Source organism: Pelomonas aquatica, assembly GCF_026712205.1.
Lineage (GTDB): Bacteria > Pseudomonadota > Gammaproteobacteria > Burkholderiales > Burkholderiaceae_C > Pelomonas > Pelomonas aquatica.
The window spans coordinates 234,415-256,274 of record NZ_JAPPUW010000003.1 but is presented as its reverse complement, the minus strand read 5'-3'; the positions used below and the strand labels follow the sequence as shown (position 1 = coordinate 256,274).

The 21,860-nt window shown below is 70.5% G+C and carries 14 protein-coding genes; 5 read left to right on the top strand and 9 right to left on the bottom strand.

The annotated features are described in order from the left end of the window. Position 1 precedes the first annotated feature (1 nt). The 8 genes from NYP07_RS04900 to NYP07_RS04865 form a co-directional block, all read right to left on the bottom strand. Positions 2–1,264, bottom strand: coding sequence for a GDSL-type esterase/lipase family protein (locus tag NYP07_RS04900; protein ID WP_268148021.1), 1,263 nt, complete (start codon positions 1,262–1,264; stop codon positions 2–4). Next, positions 1,261–3,540: a glycoside hydrolase family 95 protein gene (locus tag NYP07_RS04895; protein ID WP_268148019.1), complete on the bottom strand. Its 2,280-nt coding sequence runs from the start codon at positions 3,538–3,540 to the stop codon at positions 1,261–1,263. Before NYP07_RS04895 ends, NYP07_RS04900 begins: the two co-directional genes overlap by 4 nt. Beyond that, positions 3,537–5,744, bottom strand: a complete 2,208-nt coding sequence (locus tag NYP07_RS04890; RefSeq protein WP_268148018.1) for a WD40/YVTN/BNR-like repeat-containing protein — start codon at positions 5,742–5,744, stop codon at positions 3,537–3,539. Before NYP07_RS04890 ends, NYP07_RS04895 begins: the two co-directional genes overlap by 4 nt. Beyond that, a complete protein-coding gene (locus NYP07_RS04885; RefSeq protein ID WP_268148016.1) occupies positions 5,741–7,381 on the bottom strand; it encodes a DUF5597 domain-containing protein in 1,641 nt (546 codons plus the stop codon). Before NYP07_RS04885 ends, NYP07_RS04890 begins: the two co-directional genes overlap by 4 nt. Positions 7,382–7,406: 25 nt before the next feature. Then, positions 7,407–10,397 (bottom strand): TonB-dependent receptor, encoded by a 2,991-nt coding sequence (locus NYP07_RS04880; protein ID WP_268148014.1) that lies wholly within the window; start codon positions 10,395–10,397, stop codon positions 7,407–7,409. A gap of 183 nt (positions 10,398–10,580) precedes the next feature. Then, positions 10,581–11,897 carry a xylose isomerase gene (xylA, locus tag NYP07_RS04875; protein ID WP_268148074.1) on the bottom strand — a complete coding sequence of 439 codons (1,317 nt, stop codon included), beginning with the start codon at positions 11,895–11,897 and terminating at the stop codon, positions 10,581–10,583. Between the two features lie 9 nt (positions 11,898–11,906). After that, positions 11,907–13,361 (bottom strand): xylulokinase, encoded by a 1,455-nt coding sequence (gene xylB / locus NYP07_RS04870; protein ID WP_268148012.1) that lies wholly within the window; start codon positions 13,359–13,361, stop codon positions 11,907–11,909. Further along, positions 13,361–14,584, bottom strand: a complete 1,224-nt coding sequence (locus NYP07_RS04865) for an ROK family transcriptional regulator (protein ID WP_268148010.1) — start codon at positions 14,582–14,584, stop codon at positions 13,361–13,363. The genes xylB and NYP07_RS04865 overlap by 1 nt, the downstream gene beginning before the upstream one ends. Before the next feature lie 358 nt (positions 14,585–14,942). Here NYP07_RS04865 and NYP07_RS04860 point away from each other — a divergent pair, with 358 nt between their 5' ends. After that, complete coding sequence (locus tag NYP07_RS04860; RefSeq protein WP_268148008.1) at positions 14,943–16,469, top strand: tryptophan halogenase family protein; 1,527 nt, start codon at positions 14,943–14,945, stop codon at positions 16,467–16,469. A 13-nt stretch (positions 16,470–16,482) separates the two neighbouring features. Beyond that, positions 16,483–18,780 carry an alpha-xylosidase gene (gene yicI / locus NYP07_RS04855; protein WP_268148005.1) on the top strand — a complete coding sequence of 766 codons (2,298 nt, stop codon included), beginning with the start codon at positions 16,483–16,485 and terminating at the stop codon, positions 18,778–18,780. Between the two features lie 114 nt (positions 18,781–18,894). On the opposite strand, the gene NYP07_RS04850 is transcribed toward yicI, so the two are convergent. After that, the gene (locus NYP07_RS04850) at positions 18,895–19,380 is read right to left on the bottom strand and encodes an RBBP9/YdeN family alpha/beta hydrolase (RefSeq protein ID WP_276596885.1); all 486 of its coding nucleotides are present in this window, start codon (positions 19,378–19,380) and stop codon (positions 18,895–18,897) included. On the opposite strand from NYP07_RS04850, the gene NYP07_RS04845 reads away from it, so the two are divergent. The 3 genes from NYP07_RS04845 to NYP07_RS04835 all read left to right on the top strand — a co-directional run bounded on the left by NYP07_RS04845 (position 19,292) and on the right by NYP07_RS04835 (position 21,851). Further along, the gene (locus tag NYP07_RS04845; protein WP_268148001.1) at positions 19,292–19,591 is read left to right on the top strand and encodes an Lrp/AsnC ligand binding domain-containing protein; all 300 of its coding nucleotides are present in this window, start codon (positions 19,292–19,294) and stop codon (positions 19,589–19,591) included. The two genes, NYP07_RS04850 and NYP07_RS04845, sit on opposite strands and share 89 nt — an antisense overlap. A 230-nt stretch (positions 19,592–19,821) precedes the next feature. Then, the gene (locus tag NYP07_RS04840; RefSeq protein WP_268147999.1) at positions 19,822–21,138 is read left to right on the top strand and encodes an MFS transporter; all 1,317 of its coding nucleotides are present in this window, start codon (positions 19,822–19,824) and stop codon (positions 21,136–21,138) included. Continuing rightward, positions 21,138–21,851, top strand: a complete 714-nt coding sequence (locus tag NYP07_RS04835; RefSeq protein WP_268147997.1) for a polysaccharide deacetylase family protein — start codon at positions 21,138–21,140, stop codon at positions 21,849–21,851. The genes NYP07_RS04840 and NYP07_RS04835 overlap by 1 nt, the downstream gene beginning before the upstream one ends. Positions 21,852–21,860: the final 9 nt, after the last annotated feature.

Sequence of the window (21,860 nt, the reverse complement as noted above, 5' to 3'; positions counted from 1 at the left end):
TTCACTGCGCCAGCCAGGGGGTCAAGGTGGGCTCCAGGCTGCGGGCCCAGATGTCGTAGCCCTGCGGGCTGAGGTGCAGCCAGTCGGGCAGGATGTCCCTGGACAGCGTGCCGCACGGGTTCATGAGCGCCTGGCCGATGTCCAGGAAGAACACCTGGCGGCCGTCGGCCAGCGCCGGCAGCAGCGCATTGACCTGGGCGTTATGCCGGCGCGTCAGGTCGTCGGGCTTCTCGCCGCGCGGGAACAGGGCCAGCAGCAGCACCCTGGCCTGCGGCTGGTGCTGGCGGATCTCGTCGAGGTTCTTGCGGATGCCGGCGATCGTCAGCGCCGGGTCTTCCAGCCGGTCGCCGGTGTTGTTGGTGCCGATCATCATGACCACCACCTTGGGTGCCATGCCGTCCAGCTCGCCATGCTGCAGCCGCCACAGCAGGTTCTCGGTGCGGTCGCCGCCGAAGCCCAGGGCCATGGCGTTGTACTTCGCGAAGTGCTCGGCCCAGACGGCCTTGCCCTCGTTCTCCCAGCCCTGCGTGATGGAGTCGCCGAGGAAGACGAGGTCCACGCGCCGGCCGGCGTCGCGGTGGGCCTTGACCTCGGCCAGCTTGGCCTCGTGCCGCGGCAGCCACCAGTCCATGGCCCAGGACTCCTGCAGGCGCTCGGGCGTGACGGACTGCTTGCGGTAGTCGGGGCAGGCCGTCGTGGCCTTGCCGTGCTGGTTCAGGCGCAGACGACTGACCTGCAGTTCGCCGCTGCCGGTGCCTTCGAGCACGAAGGGCTGGGGCACGGCGGAGAAGTCGTCGCCCTCGCGCCAGAAGCACTTCAGCGCCAGGGCCATGTGCTGCGGACCCTTGCCGATCAGCTCGCGGCCGGCGAACAGGAAGGGCACTTTGCGCTCGCAGTCCTTGCCGCAGCCGAGCTTGAACTTCATGCCGCCGTGGGCGAGGTCGATGACGCGCAAGTCGAACTCGACGGTGCCGTCGGCCAGATAGGGCCGCAGGTCCAGAGGCCTGCCGCCCTGCCATCGCAACTGGGCGATCCAGGAGTTGCTGAACTGCAGCGTCAGCGTGCCGTCGTCGCCGCGGCTGGCGGCGACGTGGCTGTCGGGCACGCGCGGGTTGGCGGGCTTGGGCACGGTGACGCGGCCGGCCTTGAGCGGGGCCTCGCCCTCGAAGTCGGTGACGACGATCTGCCAGCCCTTGTCGAGGTCCAGGGCCTGCGCGGCCAGCGGCAGCAGCGCGGCAAAAAAAGCGAGTGCGAAGCGGGTCATGGGAAGTTCAGCCTGCGGGACTGGCCGGGTTGGAGTTGAAGGTCGACGATGCGCTCGCCCACGCGGACACGGCCGCCGCCCGCGCCGGCCGCGGCGCGCACGGTGGCGCGCTTGAGCCGGCCGCCGGCCCAGGCCATGTCCACTTCGAAGCCGCCGCGGGCGCGCAGGCCCTGGACCGAGCCGTCGGGCCAGCTCGCGGGCAGGGCGGGCAGCAGGTCGATGATGCCGTCCTGCGACTGCAGCAGCATCTCGGCGATGGCGGCCGTCGCGCCGAGGTTGCCGTCGATCTGGAAGGGCGGGTGGGTGTCGAAGAGGTTGGGGTAGGTGCCGCCCTGGTTCACCTCGCCGCCGCTTCGCGCGGCGCGGGCGCCCGGCGTGGCCAGCAGGCCGCGCAGCAGCTCGTGGGCATGGTCGCCGTCGCGCAGCCGCGCCCAATACGCCATCTTCCAGGCCATGGACCAGCCGGTGCTCACGTCGCCGCGTGCGGCCAGCGTCGTGCGTGCAGCGGCGGCCAGCTCGGGCGTGCGGGCGGGCGCGATCTGGCGGCCGGGGAAGAGGGCGAACAGGTGGGAGACGTGGCGGTGGGTGTCGCGCGGCGTGTCCAGCACGGCGTCCTGCTTCTCGTCCAGCCATTCCAGCAGCTGGCCCCAGCTGCCGACGCGCGGCGCGGCGAGGCGGTCGCGCAGCGACGCGGCATGGTCGTGCGCGGCATGGTCGCCCAGCACGTCGGCCGCCTGCGCGATGTTGTCGAACAGATCCCAAAGGATCTGCTGGTCGTAGGCCACGCCATCCTCGATGGGGCCGTGCTCGGGCGACCAGCCGTTCGGGGCGACGAGCCGGCCGTCGGGCAATGCCTTGAGCCGGTCTTCCCAGAACTCGCCGACTTCCTTCAGCACCGGCCAGGCCTCGTGGCGCAGGAAGGCGCGATCCTGAGTGAAGGCGTAGTGCTCCCAGAAGTGGCGGGCAACCCAGGCATTGCCCGTCATGTTCCAGAGGTAGCCCATCGCGCCGAAGGGGTTGGTCTCGGTGCGCAGCGTCCAGCCGCGCACGGGGCGGCCCTGCGGGGTCAGCAAGGTTTCCTGCGGCGGCTGCACCGAGTTGTCCCAGGGCGGCGTCTCGGCGGGCAGGGCCTTGGGATCCTTCAGCGCAAGCGCGGCGCGCTCGCCGACCGCGCGGCGCCACGCGGGAATCAGCCGCTGTACGAAGCGGTGGAAGGGCCGCGCAGCCTCGGCGAGATTGGTCGGCTCGGCCGGCCAGTAGTTCATCTGCAGGTTGATGTTGCTGTGGTAGTCGGCATTCCACGGCGGCGTGAGGCTGTCGTTCCACAGGCCCTGCAGGTTGGCGGGCAGGGCGTCGCGCGAGCTGCTGACGAGCAGGTAGCGGCCGAACTGGAAGTAGAGCGCCTCCAGCTCGGGGTCGCCGCCGTTCTGGGTGTAGGCGGCCAGGCGCGCGTCGGTGGTCAGCGCGCGGCGCGCGGCGGGGCTGGTGCCGAGGTCGAGCTGCACGCGGCCGAGCAGGGCGCCGATGTCGCGCTCGTGTTCGGCAAGCAGCTGGGGCCAGGGTCCGGCGGCGGCGAGCTGCGCCTGCACGCGCGGCAGCGGCGGCCGGCCATCAGAGAAGAAGCTCGTGCCGGCGCCGAGCAGCAGCGTCAGCGTGCTGCAGCCCTTGAAGACCAGCGTATTGCCGTCGACGGCGACGCTGCCGCCCTCGTGCAGCACGCGCAGCTGGCTGGCGTAGGCGAGGCCGTTGGGCAAGGCGCCCACTGCCGTCAGCGTGGCGCCTGTCGCGGACAGGGCCGCGCCATGCCGGTCGGTCAGCGCGATGCGGCCGCCGTAGCGGCCGGGCCGGTCCGCGCTGAGTCGCCAGGCGATGAGCTGGGCCGGGTGGCTGGCGATGGCCACGCGCTCGAAGCGAACGCCGTCCTGCGTGTAGCTGAGCCGGTGGCGCGCATGGGCGATGTCGAGCTCGCGGCGGTAGGCGCCGACCGGCGCGGTGGCGTCGTCGAGTTCGAGCACGACATCGCCGAAGGGCTGGTAGGCGCCCATGGCCCGGGCGTCGCCGGTCCACAGCGTGATGTCGTTGAACTGCAGCCGGTCGCGCGCGACCTGGCCGAACAGCATCGCACCGAGGCGCCCGTTGCCGATGGGCAAGGCCTGCTGCTCCCAGCCTTGGGGTGTGTCGGGCGCCGGTGCGGCATAGCGCAGCGACAGCTCGGCGGCCTGCAAGGGCAGCGCGAAGGCCAGGCTCAGCGCGAGCAGCAGTCGCTTCATCATCATGACGCGCGCGGCTTTCCGACGATGACGCCGCGGCCCTCGGGCGCGAGGTAGACGACGCCGAACTCCAGCGGGTCGGCCGCCATCGCGTTGAGGCGACCGTAGCGGTGGCGGTCGTCGTTGATGCGCTGCCAGTTGGCGCCGGCGTCGACGGAACGGAACAGGCCTTCGACCGCCTCGCCGTCGACGAGCACCTTGCCCCACACGTAGACCGCGTGATAGCTCGCGCCCGCAGCCGCCTTGCCAACGGCCACGCGCCAGGGCTCGACGACGTTGCGAGCGGTCTGCGCTCGCGCGTCGATGCCGGGGAGGTGTACCAGGCCGTCGGGCGCGGCCAGCCACAGGTCCCGCGGCTTGCCGGGCGCGCAGATGAGCTGGGCGCTCTGCCAGGTCTCGAGCTTGGGCAGGCCGGTGACGGCGGGCTGGAAGCTCGCGCCGCCGTCCACGCTGACGAGGATGCGGCCGTTGGCGCGGTCGTGCACATAGAACACGCCTTCGACGGCGCGGTCGGCCACCGGGCTCAGCACGATGTCGCGCTCCGCCGGCCAGCCCTGGCTCACGGTCCAGGTCTTGCCGCGGTCGCGCGAGAACATCGCGGCCTGCTTCTCGGGCACCCAAAGAAAGAAGCCGCCCTTGGCCGACACGGCGACCTGGCCGGTCGGCGCGGTCCAGCCCTCGGGCGTCCTGGCGGCGCGCGGAGACGGGCCCCAGGGCCGCCAGCTCGCGCCGCCGTCGCTCGACCAGTAGCCGCCGTTGGCCGCCATGTCCGACGTGCGCGCGACGATGCCGGGGTCGAGTTCGGCGAAGGCGACCGAGCGGCAGGTCTCGCCGGCGGGCAGGAAGAGGCCGGCCTTGGGGCCCTGGCCGAGGTCGTCCCAGGCCGCGCCCGACACGTCGCCCATGGCCGCGAACAGCGAGGCGCCGCCCGAGGGGCTTTCCAGGCCGAGGGTGGCCGTCTCCTCGATGTTCTCGACGGTGAAGTCCCAGCGCACTTGGGGCGCGCCGAGCTTGTGCGTCATCCACAGGCCGTAGCCCGTGCCGTAGACGGCATGGTCGCCGTCGTGCGGGTCGATCTTGAGGTCGGCCAGCCAGTGGCCGAGCGGGTGGTGGTTCTTCTTCTGGTAGGCCTGCAGCCAGGGGTGGCGGCTGTCGTCGAAGACGGAGCGCGGGCTGAGCGGTGCCCAACTGGCGCCGAAGTCGTCGGAGACGAAGATCTCGTCGCCGCCGCTCCAGCGCTCGATGGTGGACACGACGAGGCGGCCGGGGCGCTTGGGGTCGACGTCCAGGCCGGAGTAGGCAAAGGGCTGGGCGGCCGTGGGCCTGACGGGTGTGATGTCCTGCCAGCGGCCGTCGGGCGCGCGGCGCCAGACGCAGCCGGTCTTCGCATAACTGGGGTTGACGACTTCGCTGCCCGGGCCGGCGGCCAGCGTCACATAGAGCGAGCCATCCAGGCCGAAGGCCGCGCGCTGCGGCGCCTGGGCCGGCAGCTCGGCGATGCGCGTGAAGCTCTGGCCCGCGTCGTGCGAGACGAAGAGGCCGGGCTGGTCGTGGCTGCCCACGTAGACGGTGGGCGTGCCCTGGCCGGGCTGGCCGCCCTGTCCGCTCTTGGCGTCGAAGAGCACGAGGGAGACATGCCTGGCCGGGAAGCCGCCGACGGCGCTGAAGTGCTGGCCGCTGTCCGTGCTCTGCAGCAGCCCGTCCTGCGAGCTGCCGAGCAGCAGGCGCTCGGGCCGGTTCGGGTCCACCTGCAGGCGCTCGCCAGAGCCGCGGCCGGGGCCGTTGCCCATCAGCTTGAGGCCGAGTTCGTGCACGGTCCAGGTCGCGCCGCGGTCGGTCGACGCGAGCAGGGCCGCGCCGCGTGCCCATTGGCTGGTGTAGAGGCCGCAGGCGGCATAGACGCGGTTGGCGTCGCTCGGGTCGACCGCGAGGCTGAGCACGCCCATCAGGTCGGCGTCGGCCTTGGAGAGCTGGTCCAGCAGCGGCAGCCAGCGCCTGGCCGCCGGGTCGAAGCGATAGGCGCCGCCGATGTCGGTGCGGCAGTAGAGCAGGCCCGGCTCGCGCGGGTGGAAGACGAAGCCGTCGATGAAGCCGCCGGCGCCGAATGTGAGGCTGCGCCAGTCGTAGGCGGGCGTGGCGTTGTCCGCGGACCCGGCAGGTAGGGCGGCGAACAGGCCGGCGGCTTGAAGAAGATGACGGCGGCGCATCATGGCGCGGGCCTCGCCATGCGGACCTTCAGCACGACGGGCTTGGCCGGCAGGTTCAGGCCCCAGTCCACCAGGTCGCCGTTCCAGACGCGCGTCATCTGCCAGCGGCCCGCGGCGTCGAAGCGGCCCTCCTCGGCGCGCAGCATGAAGCCTTCGTGCCCGGCGGGCTCGATGCGCACGCGGCTGCGCTCGCCGACGATGAGGAACTCGTCGTCGCCGATCTGCGCGACGGCCACGCCGCCGGCGGGCTGCTCGGTGCCGGGCGGCTGCTTGTCCTTGAGCTGAGGCCAGCTGCGCTCGCCGAACTGCCATTCGCCGAAGGACAGCCTGACGGTCCAGCCGGGGAAGGCCAGCGCCTGCGGCCTGCGGTCGTCGCCCTCGGCGGCGCCGCGCGTGCGGCCCTCGAAGGCCCATTGCGCCCACTGGCGCTGCATGGGCGCGAAGGCCGCGAAGACGCGGCCGAAGGGCTCGACCATCTGGCGGTCCTTCAGCGGCGAGCCGAGCGGGTAGTTGCTGTAGTCCGCGTAGTCGATGCCAAAGGGCGCGACGCCGATGGCGCCCTGGCCGAAGGCGGCATAGAGCCAGCGCGCATAGCCCGGCGCATTGCCGATCTCGGGAATCCACAGCGCGTTGTCGGCGCGCTGGAAGAGCCGCAGATTGGCCTCGATCTGGGCGGCGTCGGGGTTGTAGATGTCGGGCGCAACGATGTCGACGGCCGGCGCCGCGGCCTTGTAGATGTCGATGACGTCCCAGGTCGGGCCGCCGCTGGCGAAGTCCTTGTTCCAGGGCTTGGGCGGCTGCTCCAGCGGGTTGCGCAGCGCGTTGTTGACGTACACCGGCAGGTCGTAGGCGACGCGGCCGGCCTGGGCGATGTCGCCGATGTAGCGGGCGATGGCCCAGGCGTGGAAATATTCGTCGGCGTAGTCGCCGTAGACCTCGCGCCAGTTGCCGGACGCCGCGGCGACGGGTTTCTTGCGCGCCAGCACGGCGGCCGGCACCGGCTGCTCGAAGGCGGCCTGCGCGGCCGGGCCGAAGTCGCGCACGAGGCCGTAGGTGCCGACCTCGTTCTCGACCTGCACCATCAGCACGGTGCGCTCGGCCGAGTCGATCTGCTTCAGGTGGCCCATCAGCGCGACGAAAGCGCGCCGGTCGGCCTTCAGCGTCTCGCTGCCGAAGGGGCTGAGGCAGTAGCTGGGCTTGCCGTCGCGGTCGCGCATCGCGGGGAAGCGCCTGGTGTCGAGCTTGACCCAGGCCGGCGTGTATTGGGCGCTGGTGTTCTTCCAGGTCGCGAACCACAGCAGCACGAGGTGCTTCTTCTGCTGGCGGGCCTGCTTGACCAGCGTGTCGACGAAGCCGAAGTCGAAGCGCCCCTCCTCGGGCTCGACCTGCTCCCAGGCCACCGGCATCAGCACGGTGTTGGCCTGCGCGTCGGCCGCGGCCGGCCAGACGTCCTTCAGCGCGTCGGGGTAGTTGCTGGCGTTGTGCGCCTGCGCGCCGAGGATCAGGAAGGGCTTGCCGTCGACGAGCAGCGCATGGCGGCCGTCGCGCGAGACCAGGCGGGGGACTTCGGCCGCGTCGGCGGCTCGGGCCGCCAGCAGGCCGGCCAGTGCCGCGGCAATGAGGAGGTGCTTCTTCTTCATCGTGACTCCGGGCCCTGGCCAGCGCTCAGAACGAGTAGCTGGCTTGCACCGAGTAGCGGCGCCCGGTGTAGTTGACGCCGCGGGTCATGAAGCCGATCTGCTGCTGCATCAGCTGCCGGGCCAGCGCGTTGTTCAGGTTCTGCCCTTCCAGGCTGACGCTGAAGTGGTCGTTGAGGCGGTAGGTGATGCCGGCGTCGACCTGGCCGTAGGCGTCGCTCCAGGTCGGCAGCGCCCAGGCCACGCCGGTGCCGTTGGCCAGGCGGCCGTCGCCGCCGTTGGTGCCGTTGACGTTGACGCCCTGCAGGTACCTGGAACGCCAGCTGTAGGCCAGGCGGGCCGAGATCGGGCCGTAGTCGTAGAGCAGCGCCAGGTTGTAGGCGTTCTTGGACAGGTTGATCAGCGGCAGGTTGCCGAAGGTGTGGCCATCGGTGTCGCAGCCGTTGATGTTGAGGTTCAGGTTGGATGCGCTGGTGCTGGTGCCGGCGCAGTAGGCGGTCAGGACCGGGTTGTAGGGCGTCGTCTTGCTGTCGACGTAGGTGTAGTTGGCCTGCACGCCGAAGCCCGACAGCCAGCCCGGCAGCATGTCGAGGTAGCGCTGGAAGGCGATCTCGATGCCGCGGGCATGGCCCTTGGCGCCGTTGACCGGCGAGGTGACCGTGAAGTTGATCGGGTTGCCGGCACCGTCGAGCAGCTGCGTCGTGGCGGACTGCTTCACGATGACGTCCTTGAGTTCCTTGTCGAACAGGGCCACGGTCAGCGAGCCGGTCTTGGAGAAGTACCACTCGCCGGTCAGGTCGAGCTGGTTGGACCTGATGGGCTTGAGCAGCGGGTTGCCGTCAGCCTTGCCGGTCAGCGAGACGCTGTCGATGACGACGGTGTTGCCGTTCGAGTGCTTCTGGGTGTCCAGCGACAGCGAGGTGTAGGCCTGCATGTCGGAGAAGTCCGGGCGCGAGATGGCCTGGGCCAGCGCGGCGCGGAACTGCAGCTGGTCGCTGGCCTTCAAGCGCAGGTTCAGGCTGGGCAGCACATTGGTGTAGCTCTGGCTTGCGTCCAGCGCCTTGGGCGGGAAGGAGGCCACGTTCGGGAGGACCACGCCGCCAAAGGACTCGCCGTCCTTCAGGGTCGGCGCGTTGTTCTTGAAGACCATGTAGCCGTTGGCCTTCATGTCGGTGCGCACGACGCGCAGGCCGAGGTTGCCGTCCACCGGCATGGGCTGGTCTTCCCAGCCGAAGCGCAGCTGGCCGTAGACGGCCTGCGTTTTCTCATGCTGCTGGTTGGTGCCCTCGGGGTCGGTGCCGAAGGTGGCGGGCGTCCAGGGGCTGCAACCCGAGCGCCAGGGCTGCGGCTTGCACAGGACCTGGTCGTGGTATTGGTGCAGCATCGCGTAGCTGTCGGGGTAGCCCTGAGCCAGCGACACGTCGGGCACGTAGATGGCCGGCACGCTTTGGCCGCCGAAGAAGTTCGTGAACTGGTGCAGCGACACCGGCGCGTTGAAGCGCGGGTCGTTCAGGCGCGCCAGGCCGGTGATGTCCCAGCCCTGCTGCCAGACCTGCGTGATGGCGGCCCAGTTGTAGCTCGGCGAGGAGTTGATCGTCGTCGCGTTGCGATCGGTCAGGCGGATGCCGAACTGCAGGTCCTGCAGCACGGGGTGGTCGAAGTTGAACTTGGCGTCCGCGCGCCAGACCTTGGAGTCGGCCTTGCTCTTGTCCAGGTGTTCCATCGTGAACGCCCAGTAGTAGTTGCCCTTGTCCTGCAGCGCGGCCAGGTCGGAGGCGTCGAAGACGACGCGCGGCGTCGAGCCGGACAGGTCCAGCGTCTCCTTGGGCATCTGCAGGCCGGTGGCGACGGTGGAGTCGAAGGCATTGGTGCTGGACTTCACGAGCTGCAGGTCGGTGCTGAAGCTCCAGCGGTCGTTGACCTTCCACTTCAGGTTCCAGCCCAGGTCGCGGGTCCTGGAGTCGCGCGTCATGTAGCGCGTGTCGGCACCGAAGTTGATGCCGCCGTCGGTCGGGTCGGTCAGCGTGCCGGTCAGCAGCTGGTTGTTGGCGCCGTAGGTCGCGCCGCTGCCGATCTGCAGGTTGTAGGGTGTGGACTGGGCGAACAGCGCGTTCTCGTCCCAGTGCATGCGGTACTTGGACTCGAAGTAGGTCAGCGAGCTGCTGACGTCGTTCTTCTTCCACTGCAGCGCGCCGTAGGTGCCCTCGCGGGTGCGGTCGAAGTTGGAGTCGCGCCACTGCGCGCCCTTGGGCACCCAGTGCGTGCCGTCGATGTTGTAGTAGGGCTCGGCCTGCCAGAGGTCGGTGCGCGTCGTGCTCTTGCTGCGCGCCAGGCTCAAGAGCGCGCCGAATTCGCCGAGGTCGGTCTTCCAGCGGTTGGACAGCAGACCCGAGGCCGCGGGGCTCCACTTGCGCTGCAAGCCGTTGTAGTTGCCGCTGACCGAGACGGCGCCCTTGAGGCCGTTGTAGTCGAAGGGCAGGGCGGTGCGCAGGTTCACGAGGCCGCCGATGGCGCCTTCGACCTGGGCCGCCGACGGGTTCTTGTAGACGTCCACGCCGGCCATCAGCTCGGGCGGCACGTCCTCGAAGTTCAGCGCACGGCCGCCGTTGGCCGAGAAGGTGTCGCGGCCGTTCATTTCGGAGCGCACCCAGGACAGGCCGCGGATGTTCACGCCCGAGCCTTCGACCGAGTAGTGCTCGGGGTCGCCCTTGGCCATGGTGCGGTCGATGGTCACGCCGACGATGCGTTGCAGCACCTCGGTGACGGACTTGTCCGGCAGCTTGCCGATGTCGTCGGCATTGACGGAGTCGACGATCTCGTCGGCGTCCTGCTTGATCTTCTGGGCCGACTGCAGGGCCGCGCGGCGGCCGCTGACGACGACGGTCTCGAGGTTCTGCGGCTTGGCGCCGGCCGCGGAGGCCGCCGGGGCGGGCGTGGTCTGGGCCAGGGCCAGGCCGCTGCAGAGCAGGGCGGCCTGGGCGGCGGCGATGGAAATGGCGGTGCGGCGGTGCTGTTTCACAGTGTCTCCTGTCGTTGTGGTCTGGGCTCTAGGCCTTGCTGTGCTGGACTGCTGGTTCGGCAGTGAAGGAAAGGGAGATCAACATTGCCCGGCGCGACAGGGGCTGGATGGCTGATTGACCGTCATGGCAGCGTTGTCGTTCCGGGCGGGTTGCGTGGCGGTGAGTCCTTGAGTTATGGGGAATCAGCCACAGAAGCGGTTGACGAGGTTCTCCAGCGCCTCCTGGCGCGCGGACACGGGGGCCACGTCGGTGTTGCGTTCGAGCACTTCGTCGGCCAGCTGGGCCAGCGTGCGGCGGCCTTGCAGGATGTCCTGGCCGGCCGCGCTGTCCCAGCCGGCGTAGCGCTTGTCCACGGCGGCCTTGAGGCGGCCGTCCTCGACCATCTTTTCGGCGGCGAGCAGGCCCTGGGCGCAGACGTCCATGCCGCCGATGTGGCCGTGGAAGAGGTCCTCGGCGTCCAGCGACTGGCGGCGCACCTTGGCGTCGAAGTTCAGGCCGCCCGAGCCCAGGCCGCCCGCCTGGATGACGTGGTAGAGCGCCAGCGCCGTCTCGGGCACGTTGTTGGGGAACTGGTCGGTGTCCCAGCCGAGCTGCGGGTCGCCGCGGTTCATATCCAGGCTGCCGAGGATGCCTAAAGCGCCGGCGGTGGCGATCTCGTGCTCGAAGCTGTGGCCCGACAGCGTCGCGTGGTTGGCCTCGATGTTGACCTTGACCTCCTTCTCGAGGCCGTAGCGCACGAGCAGGCCGTAGACGGTGGCGACATCGAAGTCGTACTGGTGCTTGGACGGCTCGCGCGGCTTGGGCTCGATGAGGATGGCGCCCTTGAAGCCGATCTTGTGCTTGTGCTCGACCACCATATTCAGGAAGCGGCCGAGCTGGTCGAGTTCTTGGCCCAGGCGCGTGTTCAGCAGCGTCTCGTAGCCCTCGCGGCCGCCCCACAGCACGTAGTTCTCGCCGCCGAGCTTGAGCGTGGCGTCCATCGCGTCGCGCACCTGCAGCGCGGCCATCGCGAACAGGGCCGGGTCGGGGTTGCTGGCCGCGCCCGACATGAAGCGGCGGTGGCTGAACAGGTTGGCCGTGCCCCACAGCAGCTTGCATCCGGTGGCCTGCTGCTTCTCGGCCAGCAGGTCGACGATGCGCTTGAAGTTGTCCTGGCTTTCGCGCGGGGTCGCGCCCTCGGGGGCCACGTCGCGGTCGTGGAAGCAGTAGTAGGGCGCGCCGAGCCTGGCGAAGAACTCGAAGGCGGCGTCGGCCTTGGCGCGGGCCAGCTCCATCGGGCTGCCGCCCTGGAACCAGGGGCGCTCGAAGGTGGCGCCGCCGAAGGGGTCCAGCCCGGTCCAGACGAAGTTGTGCCAGTAGCAGACGGCAAAGCGCAGATGGTCTTCCATGCGCCTGCCCAGCACCAGGCGGTCCTTGTCGTAGTGCTTGAAGGCCAGCTCGTTCGGGCTGTCGGGGCCTTCGTAGCGGATCGGTGCGATGTGGTGGAAATAGCTCGTCATGGTCAAGGTTCAGGCGCCGCGCAGGCGGCGGTAGAGGTCACGGAAGCGCGCCAGCCGGGGGGTCAGGCGCGCATGGCGTTCGGGGTTGGGGCGGTGGCGGGCCGCGACGGCGGGGCGGGTGCAGACCGCGTCGACCTGCCCGCCCGCAGCCAGCCAGGCCAGGCGCGCGGCACCGAGGGCGCCGCCGGCCTCGCTGCCGGCGTGCACGAGGATGTCGACGCCCAGCGCGTCGGCGATCAGCTGCGCCCAGTAGGCGCTGCGCGCACCGCCGCCGACCAGGGACAGCGTGCTCACCTCGGTGCCGGCGGCGCGCAGCGCGTCCAGGCCGTCGGCCAGGCCGAAGGCCACGCCCTCCAGCACGGCGTAGGTGCAGGCGGCGCGGTTGCTCGCGGGCGTGAGGCCGAAGAAGACGCCGGGCGCGAAGGGGTCGTTGTGCGGCGTGCGCTCGCCGGCGAGATAGGGCAGGAAGATCGGAGCGAGGTCGATGACTGCGCTGTCATCGGGCGAAAGCTCGGCCAGCAGCGTGGCTTCGTCGCTGCCGACCAAGGTGCAGAACCAGCGCAGGCAGCTCGCCGCCGACAGCATCACGCTCATCTGGTGCCAGCGCTGCGGCAGTGCGTGGCAGAAGGCGTGCACGGCCGAGGCCGGGTTGGGCGCAAAGCGGTCGTTGACGACGAAGAGCACGCCCGAGGTGCCCAGCGAGATGAAGCCGTCGCCGGGTGCCACCGTGCCGATGCCGATGGCGCTGGCCGCGTTGTCGCCGGCGCCGCCCGCGATGACGACCTCGGGCCCCAGGCCCCAGGCGCGCGCGAGTTCGGGCTTGAGCACGCCGCTGGGCTCGCTGGCCTCGACGAGGCGGGACATCTGCGCGCGCGTCAGGCCGCAGGCCGCCAGCAGTTCGTCGGACCAGTCGCGGCGTGCCACGTCCAGCCACAGCGTGCCGGCCGCGTCGGACGGGTCGGAGACCTTGTCGCCACAGAGCTGCAGGCGCAGCCAGTCCTTGGGCAGCAGCACGGTCTTCACCCGGGCGAAGATCTCGGGCTCGTGCCGGCGCACCCACAGCAGCTTGGGCGCGGTGAAGCCCGGCATCGCGAGATTGCCGGCGATGTCGTGCAGGCGCGGCGCGGCGGCCTCCAGCTCGGCGCATTCGGCGTGGCTGCGGCCGTCGTTCCAGAGGATGGCGGGGCGCAGCACTTCGTCGCCGCCGCCCAGCAGCACGGCGCCGTGCATCTGGCCCGACAGGCCGATGGCGCTCACCAGCGGCCAGGCTTGCGCGTGGCGCTCGCGCAGCGTGGCGACGGCCGTGCCGGTGGCGCGCCACCAGGCGGCCGGGTCCTGCTCGGACCACAGCGGCTGCGGGCGCTGCAGGTCCAGCGCGGCGCCGGCCTGGCCGACGACGCTACCGCCCTTGTCGAGCAGCAGCAGCTTGACTTCCGATGTGCCGAGGTCGATGCCGAGGAACATCAGGCGGCCTCCTTCACGGCCGTGTCCATCGCTGCCGTCGAGATCAGCGGGCGGGTCAGCCGGTAGCGGGCCAGCGCGGCGGCGCCGACGGCCACGGCATCCGCGCCGAAGCTGGACCTGCGCACGGTGGTGGGTTCCAGGCGCGCCGCGGCGGCATAGCCGGCCAGCGTCTGCAGCGCCGGCTGCAGGAAGGCCTCGCCCAGCTCGACTGCGGCGCCGCCGACGACGATGCAGGCGGGGTCGTAGGCGGCGGCGAGGTTGTTCAGCAGCACGCCCAGGTATTCGCCGGCCTGGCGCACGGCGGCCGCTTGGGCCGCGTGGCCGGCGGCCAGGCGGGCGCGGATCTCGGCCAGCCCGTCGGTCTCGCTGCCGGGCACGCTGCGCAGCATCGCGCGCGGGCCGATCAGCGCCTCGGCGCAGCCGCGCCGGCCGCAGGAGCAGGGCGGGCCGTTGAGTTGCAGCACGATGTGGCCGACCTCGCCGGCGAAGCCGCGGTGGCCGGTCAGCAGCCGGCCGCCGACGATGACGCCGGCGCCCACGCCCTGGTTGATGCTGACGTAGAGCAGCGGGTCGGTCAGCGGCGAGGGGTGGAACTCCAGCTCGCCCAGGGCCGCGACGTCGGCCTCGTTCTGCACGAACAGCGGCACGTCGGCCAGCGCGGTGCCGGCGAACTTCTCGCGCAGCAGCGCGCCGACGGGCACTTCGCTCCAGCCCAGGTTGGGTGCGAAATGCAGGAAGCCCTCGGCCTCGTCCACGCCGCCCGGCAGGCCCACGCCGATGCCGATGATGCGGTGCCGGGCCGCGTCGAACTGGCGGCGCAGCTTCAGCAGCGCGGTGGCCAGGCTGGCGATGCAGGCCTTGGCGCTCTTGCCCGAGCCGTAGCCGGCGACGGCCTGGGCCTTGATCTCGCCGGTCAGCGACGTGGCGACGACGCGGGCGGCGTCGATGCCGACCTCGGCGCCGAGCAGCAGCAGCCGGGCCGGGTCGATGAAGAGGGGCGTGGGGCGGCGGCCGAGGTCGCCGGTGGCGACGACCTCGCGCTCCTCCAGCCAGCCCTCGGCGACCAGGTCGCGCACGAGCCCGCTGACGGTGGACTTGGTCAGGCCCACGGCCGTGGCCAGGTCGGCGCGCGACTGGCCCGGCTGGGCGCACAGATGGCGCACCAGGGCCATGCGGTTGATGTCCTTGAGCAGCTGCTGACTGCCGGCGGCCTCGATGGGCAAGTTTGTCTCCGTGGGTCTCGTCAGCGGGGCGCAGTTCGGCCCCGCCTTGTGCAAACATTATTAGTTCGTGCGTCAAACTAACTAAATAAGGGGAAACACCCTCCCGCCCCGGCCGGGCAAGTCGCAGACTCGCGGCCCGGCGCCAACGCAGCGCCTTCCCGTTTGTCCAAGGCGCCAAGCGCCGCGGGCATTGCCGAAACGAATACGGAAATGCAACCACAGAGGCACAGAGAAGCGCTCTGTGCGTGTTTCTCCGTGGCTCTGTGCCTCTGTGGTTGCCTTTTGATTTCTGGAGACAAGCAGTGAACCCGACCGCGCCGGGCGGCTTCCGTTCGCCGCGCCCTTGCAGGAGGCGGCCGTGAACGAGCACGCCATCCGCAGGATCGTCATCGTCGGCGGCGGCACCGCCGGCTGGATGGCCGCCGCGCCGCTGGCCCAGCGCTTCGAGCCGGCCGGCGAGGGGCGCTGCGAGATCGTGCTGGTCGAGTCGCCCGACATCGGCAGCATCGGCGTCGGCGAGGCCACGTTGCCGCCCATCCGCGCCTACAACCGCACGCTGGGCCTGGACGACGCGGACTTCGTCAGGCGCACCCAGGGCAGTTTCAAGCTCGGCATCGAGTTCCGCGACTGGGGCCGCGTGGGCCACCGCTTCTTCCACGGCTTCGGCGACTTCGGCCCGGCCATCGACAACCGCCCGCCCTGGCAGCACTGGCTGCGGCTGTCGCACATCGTGGACGGGCTGCCGGGCTACGAGGACTGGTCCATGGCCACGGTCATGGCTTTGCGCAACCGCTTCGCGCCGCCCGAGGGCGGGGCGCCGTCGGCGGCCAATGCCTATTCCTTCGCCTACCACTTCGACGCCGGCCTCTACGCCGCCACCCTGCGCGAGTACGCGCTGCAGCGCGGCGCCCGGCGCGTGGAGGGCACCATCGTCGATGTGGAGCTGCGGCCCGATGACGGCTTCGTCGCCGCCGTGAGGCTGGCCGACGGCCGCCGCGTCGACGGCGACCTCTTCATCGACTGCTCGGGCTTCCGGGCGCTGCTGATCGGCGGCGCGATGCAGTCGCCCTTTGAGGACTGGAGCGCGCTGCTGCCCTGCAACAGCGCTCTGGCCGTGCCGAGCGAACGCGTCGAGCCGCTGACGCCCTACACCACGTCCACCGCCAGGGCGGCCGGCTGGCAGTGGCGCATCCCGCTGCAGCACCGCATCGGCAACGGCCACGTCTACTGCAACCAGTTCATCGGCGACGACGAGGCCGCCGCCACGCTGCTCGCCGGCCTGGACGGCAGGGCGCTGGACACGCCGCGCCAGCTGCGCTTCACGACCGGCCGGCGCAGGGACGGCTGGGTCAGGAACGTCGTCGCCATCGGCCTGTCCGGCGGCTTCCTGGAGCCGCTGGAGTCCACCAGCATCCAGCTCATCATGGATGCCGTCGGCCGGCTGATCGAGCTCTTCCCGGACCGGCAGTTCAAGCCGCATCTGGCCGCCGAGTTCAACCGCCGCATGGCCCGGCAGTACGAGTCCATCCGCGACTTCATCGCGTTGCACTACAAGCTGACCGACAGGCGCGACGGCGAGCTGTGGCGCTACTGCGCGGCCATGCCCATCCCCGACTCGCTGGCCCACCAGATCGAGCTGTTCCGCAGCGCGGCCCGTGTCGCCATCTTCGACCCCGAGGGCTTTGCCGAGCCGTCCTGGGTGTCGCTCTTCTTCGGCCTCGGCCTGCGGCCCGAGAGCCACGACCCCTTCGTCGACCACATCGACGCCAAAGCCCTGCTGCAGCACTTCACGCGGCTGCGCCAGGCCATCGCGCAGACCGCGGCCGGCATGCCCGACCACGCCGACTACATCCTGCGCCATGCGCGCGCCCCCTCCCACCCCTGACCCCAGCATCACCATGAAGTTCACCGACGGACAGTGGCTGCTTCAACCGGGCGTCGCCGCACACTACGCGGCCGAGGCCTATGCGGTTGAAGCCCACGCAGACCGCCTCGTCGTGCTCGCCACGACGCGCCCCATCAAGCACCGCGGCGACACGCTGCAAGGCCCCACGCTGACCGTGACGCTGAGCTCGCCGCTCGAGGGCGTCATCCGCGTCAGCGTCGAGCACTACAGCGCCTCGCAGCCGCCGCGCCTGCACATCCCGATGGTCGGCGCCGGCCGGCCGGCCGTGCAGATCGTTGACGGCGAGACCCAGGCCACGCTGAGCTCCGGCGCGATCTCGGTCGACGTGAAGAAGGGCGAGGGCTGGAGCCTGATATTCCGCGAAGGCGGGCGCGTGCTGACGAAGAGCGACTGGCGCGGCCTGGGCTACATCCAGTGGGCCGGCAAGGACGGCATCACACGCAACCATGTGCATGACCAGCTGACGCTGGCCGTCGGCGAAAACGTCTACGGCCTGGGCGAGCGCTTCACGCCCTGGGTCAAGAACGGCCAGGTCGTCGAGAACACCAACAAGGACGGCGGCACGGCCTGCGAGCAGGCCTACAAGAACGTGCCCTTCTACCTGACCAACCGCGGCTACGGCGTGCTCGTCAACGAGGCCGGCCCGGTGTCCTTCGAGGTCGGCTCGGAGAAGGTCGCGCGCGTGCAGTTCAGCCGCGAGGGCGAGAGCCTGGACTACTGCGTCATCGCCGGCCCCAATCCCAAGGCCGTCGTGCAGCGGCTGACAGCGTTGACCGGCCGCGCCCCGCTGCCGCCGGCCTGGAGCTTCGGCCTGTGGCTGACGACCTCGTTCACGACGCAATACGACGAGGCCACGGCCACCCACTTCATCGACGAGATGGCGCGGCGCGAGCTGCCGCTGTCGGTCTTCCACTTCGACTGCTTCTGGATGCGCGAGTTCCAGTGGTGCGACTTCGAGTGGGACCGCCGCGGCTTCCCCGAGCCCGAGGCCATGCTCAAGCGCCTGCATGCCAAGGGGCTGAAGATCAGCTTGTGGATCAACCCCTATGTCGCGCAGCAGTCGCCGCTGTTCGCTGAAGGCGCAACGCAGGGCTACTTCATCAAGCGCAAGGGCGGGCCACAAGATGGCCTGACCTTCCAGACCGACCAGTGGCAGCCCGGCATGGCCATCGTGGACTTCACGAACCCCGCCGCCAAGGCCTGGTACCAGGGCCATCTGCGCCGCCTGCTGGCCACCGGCGCCGACTGCTTCAAGACCGACTTCGGCGAGCGCATCCCGAGCGAAGGCGTCAGCTACTTCGACGGCTCCGACCCGGTCGAGATGCACAACCTCTACGCGCTGCAATACAACCAGGCGGTGTTCGAGCTGCTGCAGGAGGTGCAGGGCCAGGAGGCCATCGTCTTTGCGCGCTCCACCTATGCGTCGGGCCAGCGTTTCCCGGTGCACTGGGGTGGCGACTGCTGGAGCACGTTCGAGTCCATGGCTGAGAGCCTGCGCGGCGGCCTGTCGCTGACGAGCTGCGGCTTCGCGTTCTGGAGCCACGACATCGGGGGCTTCGAGGGCAACCCGCCGCCGGCCGTCTACAAGCGCTGGATCCAGTTCGGCCTGATGTCCTCGCACAGCCGCCTGCACGGCAGCAGCAGCTATCGAGTGCCATGGCTGATCGACGAGGAAAGCTGCGACGTGCTGCGCGTGTTCACGCGGCTCAAGCACCGGCTCATGCCCTATCTCTACGCCAGGGCCTTCGAGGCGACGCAGACGGGCGTGCCGCTGATGCGCTCCATGTTGATGGAATACCCGCAGGACCCCGCCTGCGCGACGCTGGACCGGCAGTACCAGCTCGGCGAGAGCCTGCTCGTCGCACCCGTCTTCACCGAGAGTGGAGAAGTGGACTTCTATCTGCCGCAAGGAACCTGGACGCATCTTCTCAGCGGCGAGAAGAAGCAGGGCGGACGCTGGCATCGCGAGACGCATGGCTTCCTGTCCATGCCGCTCTATGCCGCGCCCAACAGCGTCATCGCCTGGGGCGCCGAGACCGAGAGGCCGGACTACGACTACGGCCGCGGCACCGTGCTGCGCGTGTTCGAGCTGGACGACGGCGCGAGCGTGGCCTTCGAGGTCGCGGCGGTCGGCGGCGGCATCGCGGCGCGAGGCAGGATCAGGCGCGAAGACCGCCACTACACGGCCGAGGTCGGCGAAGGCGTGCTGCGCGACTGGGCCATCGAGGTCGACGGCCGGCGCAGCCCCGTGCAGGCCGAGGGCGGCACGCTGAGCTGGTCGGCTGGCTGAGCCAGCGGCCTCTCATACGGCTTCGCAATCAAAGCGCTGCGTTGCTTCGCCTTGCCGTGCTCAAGCACTGTCCGCGGCTTCGCGCCTTGTTATCACTTTGATTGCAAACCCGTATCAGAGGCGCCAGCCCTGCACCTGCTGCCAGGCCGCGGGCCAGCTACCGAGCCCGCTCTGCGCATTCAGATGCCCGGCCTCGCCGGCGGCCTGCAGCTCGGCGCCCCAGGCCGCCGCGACCTGCCTGCTGAACGCGGGGCCGGCATAGGGGTCGTTCCGGCTCGCGATGATGCGCGTCTCGAAGGGCAGGCGCTGCCGGGGCAGGGCGCCGAAACCCTTTGCGGCGGCAGGGAAGGCCGGCCCCTGCGGATCGGGCGCCGCCACCAGCAGCGCCGCGCGGACGGGCCGCTGCGTCTGCGCGGCCCAGCACGCGACCAGCAGGCAGCCCAGGCTGTGGGCCACCAGGATGCATTCCGGCCCCGGCCTCGGCCACGGCCCGCTCCAGGCGCGCCGCCCAGTGCCGGCAGTTCGGGCGGTCCCAGTCCTGCTGGGCCAGGCGGTGGACCTGCAGGCCGTGGTCCGCGTGCGCACCGCGCACGAGCACATCGCCCGCTATGTGCAGCTGTTCCAGAGCCTGCCGGAGGTGCTCCAGGTGCTGCGCGTCACTGGCGAGGACTGCTTCGTCGTCTACTGCGCGTTCGCGGTGCCGCACGACCTGGAGCGCGTGGCGGACACGCTGGCGAAATTCGGCAGCGTCACGACGGCGCTGGTGCTGTCCAACCCCGTGGCGAAGCCCTTGAGCGTGATGCGGGACTGACGCGCCGGGCAGCCGGGCCGGCATGGCTAACCCTAGTCCATAGACGACGCGAATTCGGACAGAATGACAGCGTTGTCTCGAACGGATCCCATGGCATGGCGCTTGCGAACGAAACGCCGTCCAGGGGCCTGCACGAGGCCGCCGCGAGGATCCGGGCCGCAGGCCCGGCAATCCAATCGGGGCACCCCCGTTCCCGCCCTGCCCAACGGCAGCATGAAGCCCAGCCCGCCATGACCCAGACCTCCCGCCACCCGCTGACCTGGGTGCCCTCGCTCTACCTCGCCATGGGCCTGCCCAATGTCATGGTGGGCGTCGTCGCGGCCATCATCTACAAGAACCTCGGCGTGTCCAACGAGGACATCGCCCTCTACACCTCGCAGATGTATCTGCCCTGGGTGCTCAAGCCGCTGTGGGCGCCGCTGCTGGAGACCTACCGCAGCAAGCGCTTCTGGGTTATCGGCATGGAGTTCGCGATGGCCGCGGCCCTCGGCCTCGTCGCGCTGTGCCTGCCGCTGGCGGACTTCTTCAGGCTGTCGCTGGCCTTCTTCTGGATCGTCGGCTTCGCGTCCGCCACGCAGGACACCTGCGCCGACGGCGTCTTCATGACGACGGTCAGCAAGACCGACCAGGCCCGCTACTCCGGCCTGCAGGGTATGTGCTGGAACCTCGGCGCCGTCATCGCGTCGGGCCTGCTGGTCTCGCTGACCGGCTGGCTGCACAACCACATGGGCCTGAGCTGGGTGCAGTGCTGGGTCATCGTCGTGGCCTTGGCTGCCGCGGCGATGGCGCTGTTCGGCCTCTACCACCTGCGCGTGCTGCCGCCGGGTTGGCCGTCGCATCTGCACGGCCAGGGCCTGGCCGGCGGCCTGAAGGCCACGGCCGAGGCCTGGGTCACCTTCTTCCAGAAGCCGCAGATCTGGATGATGCTGGCCGTCATCTTCTTCTACCGTTTCGGCGAAGGCTTCATCGAGAAGTTCGGCCCGCTCTTCCTGCTGGACGGCGCCGCCGCCGGCGGCCTGGGCCTGGACAACGAGGCGCTGGGCCACATCAACGGCACGGTCGGCACGCTGAGCTTCATCGCCGGCGCCTTCCTCGGCGGCTTCTTCGTCGCCCGGCGCACGCTGCCGCGCAGCTTCTTCACGCTGGCCCTGGTGCTCAACATCCCGCACCTGACCTATTTCTATCTGGCGCAGACGCTGCCGGCCGACACGGCCACCATCGCCGTCGTCGTCGCCCTCGAGAAGTTCGGCTTCGGCATGGGCTCGGTCGGCCACATGCTCTACATGATGCAGCAGATCGCCCCCGGCCCCTTCCGCATGGCCCACTACGCGATGGCCACCGGCGTCATGGCGCTGACCAAATGGGGCACCGGCAGCGTCAGCGGCCTGCTGTGGAACGCGGTCGGCCACCACTATTCGAGCTTCTTCGGCTGGGTGCTGGTGTTCTCGGTACCGCCGGTGCTGCTGGCCTGGCTGGCGCCCTTCCCGCAGGACGGGCGCGAGGACACCGCCGCCGCCGGCAACGAAGCACCGGTGGGAGCGCACTGATGGGCCTGCTGATGAGCCTGGCCCTGGCCGCCGCCGCCACGCAACCGGCTTGCGCGCCCGACGCGCTCGGCACCTCGCGCACGCTGACGCTGCCGCGCGAAGCCGCGGCCTGGGGCACGGCCCAGCATGCCGCGCTGCCGGCGCTGGCGCCCAAGGAGGTCGTGCTGACTTTCGACGACGGCCCGCGGCCCGAGTCCACGCCCCTCGTGCTGAAGGCCCTGGCCGAGCAATGCGTGCAGGCCAGCTTCTTCATGAACGGCGCGCCGCTGCAGGCCCACGCCGAGCTGGCCCGCCGGGTGCGCGACGCCGGCCACAGCGTCGGCATGCACGGCTTCCGGCACGAGCACTTCCCGCAGCTGTCGCCCGCTGCGCAGCTGGCCGACCTCGATGCGATGACCGCCGCCTACCGCGCCGTACTGGGCAGCGAGCCGCCGGCCTGGCGCTTCCCTTTCCTGGAGGAGACGCCGACGCTGCTGGCCGCGCTGCGCGAGCGTGCGATCACCGTCATGTCCGTCGATGCCGGCGCCGAAGACTGGCTGCCCGACCAGACACCGCAGATGCTGGCCGACAAGCTGCTGGGGCAGCTCGCGAAGAGCGGCGGCGGCATCGTGCTGCTGCATGACGCGCAGGACCAGACGGCGCGGGCCTTGCCCTTTCTGCTGCAGCAACTGAAGGCCAACGGCTATCGGGTTGTGCATCTGCGCTGGCAGTAGGCGCGGCGC

Excerpts from the sequence above, each read along its gene's own strand:
- NYP07_RS04900 (WP_268148021.1), bottom strand. The coding sequence starts at position 1,264 with ATGACCCGCTTCGCACTCGCTTTTTTTGCCGCGCTGCTGCCGCTGGCC.
- NYP07_RS04895 (WP_268148019.1), bottom strand. The coding sequence starts at position 3,540 with ATGATGATGAAGCGACTGCTGCTCGCGCTGAGCCTGGCCTTCGCGCTG.
- NYP07_RS04890 (WP_268148018.1), bottom strand. The coding sequence starts at position 5,744 with ATGATGCGCCGCCGTCATCTTCTTCAAGCCGCCGGCCTGTTCGCCGCC.
- NYP07_RS04885 (WP_268148016.1), bottom strand. The coding sequence starts at position 7,381 with ATGAAGAAGAAGCACCTCCTCATTGCCGCGGCACTGGCCGGCCTGCTG.
- xylA (WP_268148074.1), bottom strand. The coding sequence starts at position 11,897 with ATGACGAGCTATTTCCACCACATCGCACCGATCCGCTACGAAGGCCCC.
- xylB (WP_268148012.1), bottom strand. The coding sequence starts at position 13,361 with ATGTTCCTCGGCATCGACCTCGGCACATCGGAAGTCAAGCTGCTGCTG.
- yicI (WP_268148005.1), top strand. The coding sequence starts at position 16,483 with ATGAAGTTCACCGACGGACAGTGGCTGCTTCAACCGGGCGTCGCCGCA.
- NYP07_RS04850 (WP_276596885.1), bottom strand. The coding sequence starts at position 19,380 with ATGTGCTCGTGCGCGGTGCGCACGCGGACCACGGCCTGCAGGTCCACC.
- NYP07_RS04840 (WP_268147999.1), top strand. The coding sequence starts at position 19,822 with ATGACCCAGACCTCCCGCCACCCGCTGACCTGGGTGCCCTCGCTCTAC.
- NYP07_RS04835 (WP_268147997.1), top strand. The coding sequence starts at position 21,138 with ATGGGCCTGCTGATGAGCCTGGCCCTGGCCGCCGCCGCCACGCAACCG.